The following is a 12,012-nucleotide window of genomic DNA, read 5'->3' on the forward strand; positions in this document are numbered from 1 at the left end:
TGGACGTCCACGTCCGTTCAGCCGCAAGGCTAATAACACATCAAATTAGCCTTGCGGCTGAACGGACGTGGACGTCCATTCTACATTATGAACCAGCTCATCGACTTTTTTCAATACCTGCTCAATTCAGAGGAGATTATCCGTACGGGTGGGCTGGTACTGATTACGCTCATTATTTTCGTTGAAAACGGCATTTTCTTCGGCTTCTTCCTGCCGGGCGATTATCTGCTATTTCTGGCGGGTGTATTTGCGGGTACGAAAGTGCTAAATGTGCCGCTGTGGCTGCTGATGACGTGCATTTTTGGGGCGGCCGTGCTGGGGTCGCTGCTCGGCTACTTAACGGGACACTACTTTGGTGGGCGTATTCAAAACCGACAGGACTCGCTGTTTTTCAAGAAGAAATACATTGAAAACACACGTGTGGCGTTCGAGAAATACGGTACGAGCGCATTGATTGTAGCTCGGTTTTTACCCATCGTTCGCACGTTTGCGCCGATTCTGGCCGGGCTGATACACATGAATTTCCGCTTTTTCATGCTGTATAACCTCGTGGGGGCAGCCATTTGGGTAACAACCTTAGTTGGGGGGGGATTCTATTTTGGAGAAAATTTCCCGTGGATTATCAACTACGTCCACTGGATTGTCATCTTCTTCCTCGGCATTACCACGTTTACACTCATACGTGGGTATTTAAACGCCCGGAAGGAAGAGCGGGCGGAAAAGGTGTGAGAAAGTTTGTGCGGTTTCCCTCCGGGATTCGTAGTTTGCAGTCGTTGACTAAGCCAGCAACTACAAACTACGAATCCCGGAGGGAAACCGCACAAACTTGTTAAACTCTTCTTAGTTTCTCACCGGTTTCCCACCTGCCAGCAGGCTCTGGATCCGCTCCAGTGTCTTCTTCTCGCCGGTTAGCGACAGGAATGCTTCGCGTTCAAGATCAAGCAGATACTGTTCCGACACGACTTGGGGTGACGTTAAATCACCCCCGCAGATAACGTAAGCTAATTTGTCGGCAATTTTCATATCGTGATCCGAGATGTAGCGGCCCATGCGCATCGCCGTCAGACCGGCCTTGAACAGCGCGATGCCGGTTCGGCCCTGCACTTTAATGTCCGTCCGCATTTTGGGTTGCGTATAGCCATTGTCGGCCAGTTCGAGGGCGGCTTGTTTGGCTTCGGCAATTAGTCGGCTGCGGTTCAGCACAATCTGATCCGTAGCGCGCAGGTAGTTCATCTCACGGGCTTCCTGCGCCGAGGTTGACACCTTCGCCGTGGCGATGTTCATAAATATGTTTTGCAGAATATTCAGTTCCGGATCACCCGTCTGGTAGAGGTCCGACGCGCGGGCTGCCATTTCTTTCGTACCACCCCCGGCGGGAATCAGACCAACGCCCACTTCAACCAAACCAATGTAGCTTTCGGCGTGGGCCACGGCGCGGTCGGCGTGCAGCACCGCTTCGCAGCCACCGCCCAACGTGAGCGTGTGTGGCGCTACCACCACTGGAATAGCCGAATAGCGCAGGCGCATGATGAGTTTCTGGAACTGCGCAATCATTAGATTGACCTCGTCAAACTCCTGCTCCACGGCATACATGAACAGCGTACCCAGATTAGCCCCAGCCGAAAACGCTTCCGTTGAATCGTTACCGATCACCAAACCCCGAAAGTCCTTCTCGGCCATGCTGATGGCTTTAGTCAGCCCTTCGGATACCTCCGTGCCGAATGTGTTCATCTTGCTGCGGAACTCTAAGTTCAGGATGCCGTCGCCGATGTCGTAGATAGCGGCCCCCGCGTTTTTCCAAACTTGTCCATTGCTCAGGTTTTCCAGAATTGTAAATTGCTCTACACCCGGAATCGCTTTATAGCTCTTCGTTGGAATATCGTAATACTGCCGTTTGCCTCCGTCAACTTTGTAGAACTGATCGAAACCGGCATCGAGCATTTCGTAGACCCACGGCGCGGGTTTCTGGCCCTGCGCTTCGATCATCTCCAGTCCTTTCCTGACGCCAATGGCGTCCCACGTCTCGAACAGGCCTAACTGCCAGCCAAAACCAGCCGTAATGGCCGCGTCGATGCGGTACAGTTCGTCGGAGATTTCAGGAATGCGGTACGTAGCGTAGGTGAAGCCATCGGCGAAGGTTCGGCGGTAAAATTCACCCGCTTTGTCTTGACCAGCCACGAGCACTGGAAAGCGCTTTTTCAGGTTGTCAATCGCTTTCGTGCTTTCCAGCGTACTGAATTTTACCTTTTGCGATGGCTTGTACTCAAACGTTTTCAGGTCGAGCGCCAGGATTTCGGTTTTGCCACTGGCATCTTTGGATTTCTTGTAATAGCCCTGTCCGGTTTTGTCGCCGAGCCACTTGTTTTCCATTAGCTTCTGCACCGATGCGGGTAACTCAAACGACAGCCGGGCTTCGTCATGCTCCATCTTGACAAGGTTACCCGCTACGTTAACCGTCGTATCCAGCCCCACCACATCCGACAGCCGGAACGTACCCGACTTCGGCCGACCGGCTACCGGACCAGTCAGTTTATCGACTTCTTCCACCGTCAGGCCCATGTCTTCGGCCACGCGGATGGTTTGGATCAACGACTGAATACCAAGCCGGTTGGCAATAAAACCGGGTGTGTCTTTGCCCAGTACGGTCGTTTTGCCGAGGTACAAATCACCGTAATTCATCAGAAAATCCACCACGACGGGGTCCGTATCGGGGCCGGGAATGATTTCCAGCAGCCGCAGGTAGCGGGGCGGGTTAAAAAAGTGCGTCCCGCAGAAGTGGCGCCGGAAATCGTCACTCCGGCCCTCGGTGAGCAGGTGCATCGGAATCCCCGACGTGTTGGACGTGATGAGCGTTCCCGGTTTGCGGAACTGCTCAACGCGCTCATACACGGATCGTTTAACGTCTAACCGTTCCACCACAACCTCAATTACCCAATCGTACCCGGCAATGTCCTTCAGGTTATCGTCGAAGTTTCCCAACTTGACGCGCTCAGCAAATTTAGAACTGTAAAGCGATGCTGGACTGGCTTTGAGCATTGCCTGAAACGCGTCGTTGACAATGCGGTTGCGTACGGCGGGGCTATCGGTAGTGAGGCCTTTTGCCTGCTCGGCCGGGTTCGGCTCCTTCGGAACAATGTCCAGCAGCAGTACATCGGCACCGATATTGGCAAAGTGAGCCGCAATCCGCGATCCCATAATGCCCGATCCCAGGACGGCTACGCGCCGGATGGTCCGATTTTTCAAAGTGGTTTTGGGTTTTTCTAAGGTAGCTTCCATAAGTAAAAAAACGTAATACAGATAAGACGGATGGAAGAGCAACTGTGTGGATCCATCTAATCGGTGTTCCGATCATTTTTGAGTTTAATTAGTTCTTCTACATCCCCCAAATCTTTGGATCGCCCGGTGGCGAGTTTCTCAGTAATCAAATCGTTCAGATGAATGACTTTGAACGGCAACCTCATCGCGGCTGATGTCCATTTGTTGGGTGAGTTTTTTGGATTCGCCCGGTAAAACGTGATCACAACACCCATCAGACGCTCAAAACTCATCATACGCTTGTCAGCAGGCAGCGGTAGGGTCATGGTTGGTAGATTTAGTCCAGGGTCAACTCCTCCGGTTCTCCGGCTTTGATCTTGGCATTTTCTTCTTCCACAATCCGGTTGATGTCCTTCATAACTTCCATAAACGTCACCAACTTGTCGAGCGGAATGCGTTCCCGAATCATGTTATTAAACTGGATAACGCCTTCGCGGGCCATCTCCCGCTTCTCCCGGCCGGTTTCGGTGAGGTAGATGCGTACAAAGCGCTTGTCGTTTCCGTCGATTTCGCGCCGTATCAAGCCGCGCTCCTCCAAACTCTTCAGCATCCGCACCAGCGAGCGCGGTTCCATACCCAGTAGCGGCCCAATTTTGGTAGCAGGCGTACCTTCGTCCAGGTCAATATTCAGCAGCACGTAACCAATTGCCATTGTCAGGTCGTAGCGCGACGCGTAGGCGTTATACATGCGCGAAATGGCATGCCAGCCCCATTTTATATGAAAGTCAACGGTTTTCTCTTTCTTCATGGCAGGTATTGCCTTAGTCATCTTGGCCCTGTAAAACTACTATATTTTCAGAAAATAGTATGCGTGCATACGGTTTTATTCGGCCAGCAGCTTATCCACTAAGCGATTGAATTCGTCTACGTATTGATCGTAGTAAACGCCCGTGCCCGGACCGTTAAAACCCGTGTGGATATGGCGCACCTGCCCTTTTTTATCCAAGAAAATCGTGGTGGGGAACGCAACAACGGCGTTTAGATCGGGCAAGGCTTTGCTGGCCTGCGCCTTGTCATTTGTACCGGCCAGTACGACGGGGTAATCGATCTTAAACCGCTCTTTCATGCGTTCGATCTTCGGCCCTGACACGGCCATATCCGGCGACCGCTCGAACGCCAGCCCCAGCACCTCGACCCCCCGGCTTTTGTTGCGCTTATACCACGGACTCAGAAAGTTGGTTTCGTCCATGCAGTTTGGGCACCACGACCCCAGAATCTGCACCACTGTCACTTTGTTTTTGAAGCGTGGGTCCGTCAGCGAAACGGTTTTGCCCGGTCCGTCGCCACGGTTGGGTTCGGGGAAGGAGACGTTGAGCGTTTTGGCCCCCGGCTTCAGATACGTTAGTTTGGCCGGATCGGGCAGTTTTGCATTGGGATCGAGCCGCGCTACCCATGATTCGTAGCCCGCTACACCCGACCAAAACCCACCCATGAGTGTTTGATTGGTTGGGTTATGTTTGGCTTTGAACAAAAATAGGTGGGACCCGTCGAAGCAGGATAAAAATAGGCTATCATCTACGACGTTTCCTTCCAAATAGCGATAATCGCCGGTGGGCGTCAGAAACGTACCCGTTAGGCGGTTGCCTGTTTGTTTGAACACGCCCACTGCATCGGTTGTGTCGACGCGCCCGGTTTTGAAGTCGAAATCCGTCGCCCAGTTGCCACTCAGGTTCGCACTGGCAGTTCTGCCATCTGGCGTAAAGCGGTATGTTAATCCTAACTGAGCATCAAACGGTAAGGTTTGCGTTTGCTGAGCCGTCCGTCGCCGACGCCATTCGCCCCGGAGCGTATTCCCGTCTATCTTTGCCACCAGTTCCGACTCGAATAAGGCCATCGGAATGCGAATCGAGTCGCCCTGCACCGTAGCCGGGTCCATGGGCAACCGTTCGTTACCGTTGAGCGCAAACACGCTGTAGGTGTTGGGTTCGTTAGCTACTGGTTGAATAGCCAACCCAAACGGTAGCTCACCGCCCTTGGTTTTAAGAACGGCCCGGTACGTGCCCGGTTTGACCGTTGCCGGTGATGACTGGCTGGAGCAGGCCGTTGGTAGCGACAGCAGACCGAAGGCTGCGAGATAGATAATTTTTTTCATGATAAAAAAATAACGACCACTCCATACGGTTAGTTTCTCCATGATTAATTACCACGAACCTGTTCTGCTGCAAGCCTGTGTCGACGGACTGAATCTTACAACCGGCGGTATCTACGTCGACGTTACGTTCGGCGGGGGGGGGCACAGCCGCGAAATTTTAGATCAACTGCCTGCGGGTAGGTTATTTGGCTTCGATCAGGACGCCGATGCCCGCGCGAACGCAGCCGCGTTGAATGACCCACGCCTGACGTTTGTGGCATCGAATTTTCGTAATCTCAAGCGATACATGCGGTTATATAAAGTAGAGCAGATCGATGGTATTCTGGCTGACCTGGGCATTTCGTCGCACCAGATCGACACGCCCGAACGCGGTTTTTCGACTCGGTTCGACGCCGATCTGGATATGCGCATGAACCAGCAGGGCGACCGGACTGCCCGGCAGGTTGTCAATGAATACAGCGAGACCGATTTGCACCGGATTCTGGGCATGTACGGTGAGGTGACGAACGCCAAAACTTTAGCGGCTGCTATCGTATCGGCCCGCTCAAACCGACCGATAAATACCGTCAACGATCTGAAAGCGGTATTGCAGCGGTATGCTCCGCGTGGCAAGGAAAACAAGTATTCGGCGCAGGTGTTTCAGGCGTTGCGCATTGAGGTTAACGAAGAGTTGCAGGCGCTGGAAGAGTTTTTGGAACAGGTCCCCGACATGCTGAGACCGGGCGGGCGGTTGGTGGTTATGGCTTACCATTCATTGGAAGACCGTTTGGTCAAGAACTTTATTAATAAAGGAAAATTTCAGGGCGAGGTCGAGAAGGATCTGTACGGCAACGAGATCAAACCGTTGCGCAGTGTAACGCGCAAACCCATTGAAGCCACGCCCGACGAAGTAGCCCGCAACCCCCGCGCCCGGAGTGCCAAACTGCGCATCGCCGAGAAGATTTGATCCGGCAACGGCCGACCGTCTCGCCCTATGGGAGAGGGGCCGGGGGTGAGGGAAATTGGTACTAATGGTGCCCCAGCACCTGATGTCTCATCGGTTTGAGATACACCGTTTGCCGCCCGGCGAGCCAGTCGGCGTCGATGCCAATAACACCGAATACGCGGTCCCAACTACGTTCAAAACAATGGGCGGCATCAGGAAAGGTGATTGAAACAGTGAGTGCCCGCTCGTAAAAAGAGAGTGGTTGCTGACGGATTAACTCGCGGTGAACGGCGAACTGCGCACCCAGCACGAAGGTGTAGTTGTTGGGGCCATCGGTGCCGAACAGTGCCTGATGGAAGCTCCGCAGGTCGAGGCCGCGCCCGTCTTCGTTTTTGCTCCACGGCCGAAATAGGCGTTCGCCCTGCTTATCGTCGGTGTCGATCAGGTGGCCGAGCCATTTGAACGGGCCAATGGTCGTTGGACTGGCGGCATAGTCCCGCATCGTTTTTTTGAAATCATACGCGTGATCGAAGGGCTTTCCCTGACAGAAAACCGTCCACTCGGTCAGCGACTCGTAGCGGCTGACAATGTGGTGCAAATACGTGTGGGCTTCGCGGCCGATGTTGGGCAATGCAGTCACTTGTTCGCCACCGGATGCGTCGGGGCTTTTATCATACACGGTTACGGTCAGGTTAGCGGGGCGTTTGCGAAGCCAGGAGAGGTCTTCGGTGTATCGGGCAACGACGAGTTCAATCATAGTTTTACTTAAAACCTTTATTTTTACAGATAACAAACGAACTGCGATATGAAACGAACGTGTTTTACCCTCATCACCACGCTCACGCTATACGGCATGACCCAGGCACAATCTATTATGGCACCGTCCAGTGCGGCCCCCAAAGCGGCCATCAAACCCAAAGAACTCGTTATAAATGGCGACAAACGTATCGACAATTACTACTACCTCAACGAGCGCGAAAATCCGGAGGTTATCAACTACCTGAAGGCCGAAAACGCCTATCTCGACCAGGTGCTGGCTCCCGTCAAAAACTTACAGGACAAGTTGTTTGAGGAACTGAAAAGTCGCATCAAGCAACAGGATGAGTCGGTGCCGTACAAGGAAGGTACCTATTACTACTACACTCGTTACGTGACGGGGGGCGAATACCCAATCTACTGCCGCAAAAAAGGCTCGTTGCAGGGTGCCGAAGAAATCATGTTCGACGGCAACGCCATGGCAAAGGGCCACAACTACTACCAGATTGGCGGCTACGAAGTATCGGACAATGATGAACTGGCAATCTTCGCGGAAGATACCGTAAGTCGGCGACTCTACACATTGCGGGTGAAAAACCTCAAAACGGGCAAATTGTATCCCGAAGCCATCCCGAATACGGAAGCGGGCAGTTTCGCGTGGGCAACGGACAACAAAACGCTGTTCTACGTCAAAAAAGATCCGCAAACATTGCTTGGTTATCAGGTCTACCGTCATACGCTGGGCACTGGTTCAAAGGCCGACGCGCTGGTATACGAAGAAAAAGACAACCAGTTTTACATGGGATTGGGCCGGTCAAAGTCCAAGAAATACATTACCATCGCGTCCGACCACAACGGCGTGGCCACCGAATATTATCTGCTCGAAGCCAGCAGGCCGACGGGTCAGTTTACGACGTTCCTGCCCCGCGAGAAAGGCCACGAGTACGACATTGTGCATTACAAAGACAAGTTCTACGTCCGCACGAACTGGAAGGCCGAAAATTTCCGGCTTATGGAAGTACCCGAAGGCAAAACTACCGACCGCACGGCGTGGAAAGAGGTGATTGCTCACCGCCCGGACGTGTACTTAGCCAACATGGACGTGTTCGCCAATCACCTGGTGCTGGGCGAACGCAAGGCGGGCCTGACCAATATCCGGGTCATCAACCAGAAAAACAAAGCTGACGAATACCTGAATTTTGGCGAACCGGCCTACGTCGCGGGTATCGGCTACAACCCCGATTTCAACACGAACGTGCTGCGGTTCAGTTACGCATCGCTAACGACGCCCAACTCCACCTTCGACTACAACATGGATACGAAGGCTAAAACGCTGATGAAGGAACAGGAGGTTTTGGGCGGTTTTGACAAGAACAACTACGTGTCGGAGCGTGTCTATGCCGCGTCCCGCGACGGGGTGCAGGTGCCCGTGTCGATTGTGTACCGCAAAGGCACCAAAAAAGACGGTTCGGCCCCGTTACTGCAATATTCGTACGGTTCGTACGGCTACTCGACCGACCCTGGTTTTAGTTCTACGCGGCTGAGCCTGCTCGACCGGGGTTTTATCTACGCCATTGCTCACATCCGGGGCGGGCAGGAAATGGGTCGCCGGTGGTACGAAGACGGCAAGATGCTGAAGAAGAAAAATACGTTTAACGACTTCGTAGACGTGTCAGAGTACCTTATCAAAAACAAATACACCAGCGCCGACAAGCTGTTTGCGATGGGTGGTAGCGCGGGTGGTTTACTGATGGGCGCGGTTGTCAATCAGGCTCCGCAATTGTACCGGGGCGTGGTTGCGGCCGTGCCGTTTGTGGACGTGGTGACGACGATGCTCGACGAAACCATTCCGCTCACGACGGGCGAGTTTGAGGAGTGGGGCAACCCCAAACAAAAGGTGTACTACGATTATATGCTGTCGTACTCACCCTACGACAACGTCGAGAAGAAAGCGTATCCAAACCTGCTCGTAACGACCGGCCTGCACGACTCGCAGGTGCAATATTGGGAGCCCGCCAAATGGGTAGCCAAACTCCGCACCATGAAAACCGATAATAATCAACTTCTGCTCCACACGAATATGGAAGCGGGCCACGGTGGCGCGTCGGGGCGGTTTCAGGCGCTGAAAGAGATCGCGCTGGAATACGCATTCATGCTAAATCTGGTAGGGGAGAAGCAGTAAGTCACAAATGGTGAGGGGTCAACTTTGCCAAAGTCCAGGACTTTGGCAAAGTTGACCCCTCACCATTTGTGACCCTGTGTCAGTTACCGCTTTCCTCTTCCACCACGCCGGTTTTCGCCTTTGGGGGCGGTACTTTCCGTGCGCTTTGGTTTAGGAGCACTGCTGGTGCTGCGGGAAGTCGATGAAGAACCACGAGCGGAAGCGCCCGACCGCGAACTACCCGATCGTGGGCTGCCACCATCGCGCCGACCACTTGAACCGGACCGGCTCGACCGGCCATCGTTGCCCGAATCGGTAACGTGTCCGGCTTTGTCGCTGACGAGCGCGAAATCCATGCTTCGACGGGCGAGATTGGTTTCTTTCACGCGGACTACCACCTGATCTCCGAAGGTGTACATCTTTTTGGTCCGGCTCCCGACGATCCGGTAGTTTTCTTTATCGTACTCGTAAAAATCGTTGCTCAGGTCTTGCATCCGTACCAAACCCTCACAGTTATTTTCGGTGATCTCTACGAAGATGCCGAATTCGGTTACGCCCGAAATAACGCCCTCGAACGTTCGGTTGGGGTCCATCCGGCTCATAAATTCGACCTGCTTGTACTTGGTACTGGCCCGTTCGGCATCGGTGGCCATCTTCTCGCGGGCCGATGCATGTTTACACTGATCTTCGAGCGGGTCACGATCTTCGGGTTTGCCTTTGTCTAAATAATGTTGCAGCAGCCGGTGCGCCATCATGTCCGGGTAGCGACGGATGGGTGACGTAAAGTGCGAGTACCGCCGGAACGCCAGGCCAAAGTGGCCCAGATCTTCGGTGCTGTACCGCGCCTTCGACATAGTTCGGACCGCCAGTTGTGACAGCATGTTAGCCTCGGGTTTGCCTTCGATAAGGGCCATAAACCGGTTCATGGAGTTGGACAAATGCTCATCGTCCACGTTCAGCTTGTAGCCCAGGCGACCGGCAAAATCGGCGAATTGCTGTAGCCGGTCCGCGTCGGGACCTTCGTGAACTCGGTAAACCATCGTGTTCTCGTCGCCATTCTTGTTCTTCTTCGAGAGTAGGTGTACATACTCGGCCACACGTTTGTTAGCCAGCAGCATGAACTCCTCGATGAGTTTATTCGTGTCCTGCCGGAGCTTAGGATATACGGATAGTGGAACACCGTTCTCATCTAACTTAAACCGTACCTCAACCGTGTCGAAATTGATGGCTCCACTTTTAAACCGTTCATTGCGAAGTTTAAAAGCCAGTTCGTTCAGCAACTGAAGTTCGGCGAGGTAGTCACCATTGTTGTTATTCAGAATGTCCTGCGCTTCTTCGTACGAAAACCGCCGATTTGAGTGGATTACGGTACGCCCAAACCATTCGTTCACAATGCGGGCGTCGGGGGTAAGCTCAAACACCGCCGAGAACGTCAGTTTGTCTTCGTTCGGACGAAGCGAACACAGGCCATTCGACAGTTTTTCGGGCAGCATTGGCACCACGCGGTCGACCAAGTACACCGACGTTGCGCGTTTGAACGCTTCATCTTCCAACCGGGAGCCGGGCCGGACGTAATGCGTTACGTCGGCAATGTGAATGCCAATTTCGTAGTTGCCATTGTCGAGCATTTGCACCGACAGCGCATCGTCAAAATCTTTGGCATCGACTGGGTCAATAGTAAACGTGGTTATTCCACGCATGTCGCGCCGTTTGGCCACCTCCTGCTTTGTAATTTTGGTCGGGATCGTTTCAGCTTCCTGCTCCACATCTTCAGGGAAGTGAATCGGCAGACCGAACTCCGCCAGGATAGCGTGCATTTCGGTGTTATTGTCACCCGCCACGCCCAGTACTGTAATCACCTCACCCTCGAAGCGTTGTTTGCCGCCACCCCCGGATGGGTACTTGGTGAGCCGCACAATGACTTTATCGTCATCATTAGCCCCGCCTATTTTCTCTTTTGGGATGAAAATATCTTCGTAAACCTTCTTGCTGTCGGGAATGACGAAGCCGTAGGTGGGCCATACTTCAATCCGGCCAACCAGTTCGGTGCGGCCCCGCTCAACAACGCTGACGACTTTGCCTTCCACGCGCCGGGAGCGATTGCCCAAATCCGCATATTTCAGCACCTGCACCCGGTCGCCATCAACGGCTCCGTTGAGGTCATCGGTCGATACCCAAATGTCGTCGCTACGCTCACCCCGAACGCCACTGGCCGTAGCGGGCACAACGAAGGCAAACTTCGAGTTGACATGGTCCACTACGCCCTCCGTTAGGTTAGCCGCTTCGTCGGCGCGGTAGCTGCCATCGGGCTGGCGGATGATGGTGCCTTCGTCCGTAAGTTCGGCCAGCAGGCCATGCAGCAGCAGTTTCGTTTTGCGGTCGCCCGTGTCGAAATGGTCCAGCACCTGCTTTTGCGTAAAAGACTCGCCGTCGTTAATTTGGAAAAACGCCGTCAGATCGTTTTTCATCTCGTCCAAAAACGAGTCGGTTTGCTGAATCGGCCGGACTCGTGCCGAACCGGTCCGATTCTGTTTTTCTGCCCCTTTCTCGCGGGGTCGAGTCGTCGCCGATGCGCTGCCTGTGTTGGGCTTGCCTGACGCGGGCCGTCCTGGCGCGGACTGACTGTATTTATCTTGTTTTGGTTTTCCGTTTCTCATTCTTTATTCACAGGCTTCAACCCGTGATTTGTGTGAGCGATCCAGACTAAAAATTAATGGAAATGTCCGGACCGCTATCTGTAGTATGCTCGTGGCTCACGAGCGG

The 12,012-nt window shown here is 53.5% G+C and carries 9 protein-coding genes; 3 read left to right on the plus strand and 6 right to left on the minus strand.

The annotated features are described in order from the left end of the window. Positions 1 to 87: 87 nt before the first annotated feature. On the plus strand, positions 88 to 729 hold the full coding sequence (locus ACYVHB_RS05650) for a DedA family protein (RefSeq protein ID WP_461050440.1): 642 nt from the start codon (positions 88 to 90) through the stop codon (positions 727 to 729). A gap of 111 nt (positions 730 to 840) precedes the next feature. Here ACYVHB_RS05650 and ACYVHB_RS05655 read toward each other — a convergent pair whose 3' ends face one another. The 4 genes from ACYVHB_RS05655 to ACYVHB_RS05670 form a co-directional block, all read right to left on the minus strand. Then, positions 841 to 3,276, minus strand: a complete 2,436-nt coding sequence (locus ACYVHB_RS05655) for a 3-hydroxyacyl-CoA dehydrogenase/enoyl-CoA hydratase family protein (protein ID WP_461050441.1) — start codon at positions 3,274 to 3,276, stop codon at positions 841 to 843. 56 nt (positions 3,277 to 3,332) lie between these two features. After that, positions 3,333 to 3,581, minus strand: coding sequence for a hypothetical protein (locus ACYVHB_RS05660; protein ID WP_461050443.1), 249 nt, complete (start codon positions 3,579 to 3,581; stop codon positions 3,333 to 3,335). A gap of 11 nt (positions 3,582 to 3,592) precedes the next feature. Beyond that, positions 3,593 to 4,063 (minus strand): MarR family winged helix-turn-helix transcriptional regulator, encoded by a 471-nt coding sequence (locus ACYVHB_RS05665; RefSeq protein WP_461051025.1) that lies wholly within the window; start codon positions 4,061 to 4,063, stop codon positions 3,593 to 3,595. A 75-nt stretch (positions 4,064 to 4,138) separates the two neighbouring features. Beyond that, positions 4,139 to 5,407: a TlpA disulfide reductase family protein gene (locus ACYVHB_RS05670; RefSeq protein WP_461050444.1), complete on the minus strand. Its 1,269-nt coding sequence runs from the start codon at positions 5,405 to 5,407 to the stop codon at positions 4,139 to 4,141. A gap of 40 nt (positions 5,408 to 5,447) precedes the next feature. Between ACYVHB_RS05670 and rsmH the strand changes: the two genes are divergently transcribed. Beyond that, positions 5,448 to 6,353, plus strand: coding sequence for a 16S rRNA (cytosine(1402)-N(4))-methyltransferase RsmH (rsmH, locus tag ACYVHB_RS05675; RefSeq protein ID WP_461050446.1), 906 nt, complete (start codon positions 5,448 to 5,450; stop codon positions 6,351 to 6,353). A gap of 61 nt (positions 6,354 to 6,414) precedes the next feature. On the opposite strand, the gene ACYVHB_RS05680 is transcribed toward rsmH, so the two are convergent. Continuing rightward, a complete protein-coding gene (locus ACYVHB_RS05680; RefSeq protein WP_461050447.1) occupies positions 6,415 to 7,089 on the minus strand; it encodes a DUF3431 domain-containing protein in 675 nt (224 codons plus the stop codon). A gap of 48 nt (positions 7,090 to 7,137) precedes the next feature. Here ACYVHB_RS05680 and ACYVHB_RS05685 point away from each other — a divergent pair, with 48 nt between their 5' ends. Beyond that, positions 7,138 to 9,270 (plus strand): S9 family peptidase, encoded by a 2,133-nt coding sequence (locus ACYVHB_RS05685; RefSeq protein ID WP_461050449.1) that lies wholly within the window; start codon positions 7,138 to 7,140, stop codon positions 9,268 to 9,270. A gap of 83 nt (positions 9,271 to 9,353) precedes the next feature. Here the strand turns inward: ACYVHB_RS05685 and rnr are convergent, their stop codons facing one another. Beyond that, positions 9,354 to 11,906, minus strand: a complete 2,553-nt coding sequence (gene rnr / locus ACYVHB_RS05690; protein WP_461050451.1) for a ribonuclease R — start codon at positions 11,904 to 11,906, stop codon at positions 9,354 to 9,356. Positions 11,907 to 12,012: the final 106 nt, after the last annotated feature.

The sequence above is a fragment of the Spirosoma arcticum genome (assembly GCF_054779955.1).

Coding starts and splice junctions, on each gene's coding strand:
- ACYVHB_RS05650 (WP_461050440.1), top strand. CDS start 88: ATGAACCAGCTCATCGACTTTTTTCAATACCTGCTCAATTCAGAGGAG.
- ACYVHB_RS05655 (WP_461050441.1), bottom strand. CDS start 3,276: ATGGAAGCTACCTTAGAAAAACCCAAAACCACTTTGAAAAATCGGACC.
- ACYVHB_RS05660 (WP_461050443.1), bottom strand. CDS start 3,581: ATGACCCTACCGCTGCCTGCTGACAAGCGTATGATGAGTTTTGAGCGT.
- ACYVHB_RS05665 (WP_461051025.1), bottom strand. CDS start 4,063: ATGAAGAAAGAGAAAACCGTTGACTTTCATATAAAATGGGGCTGGCAT.
- ACYVHB_RS05670 (WP_461050444.1), bottom strand. CDS start 5,407: ATGAAAAAAATTATCTATCTCGCAGCCTTCGGTCTGCTGTCGCTACCA.
- rsmH (WP_461050446.1), top strand. CDS start 5,448: ATGATTAATTACCACGAACCTGTTCTGCTGCAAGCCTGTGTCGACGGA.
- ACYVHB_RS05680 (WP_461050447.1), bottom strand. CDS start 7,089: ATGATTGAACTCGTCGTTGCCCGATACACCGAAGACCTCTCCTGGCTT.
- ACYVHB_RS05685 (WP_461050449.1), top strand. CDS start 7,138: ATGAAACGAACGTGTTTTACCCTCATCACCACGCTCACGCTATACGGC.
- rnr (WP_461050451.1), bottom strand. CDS start 11,906: ATGAGAAACGGAAAACCAAAACAAGATAAATACAGTCAGTCCGCGCCA.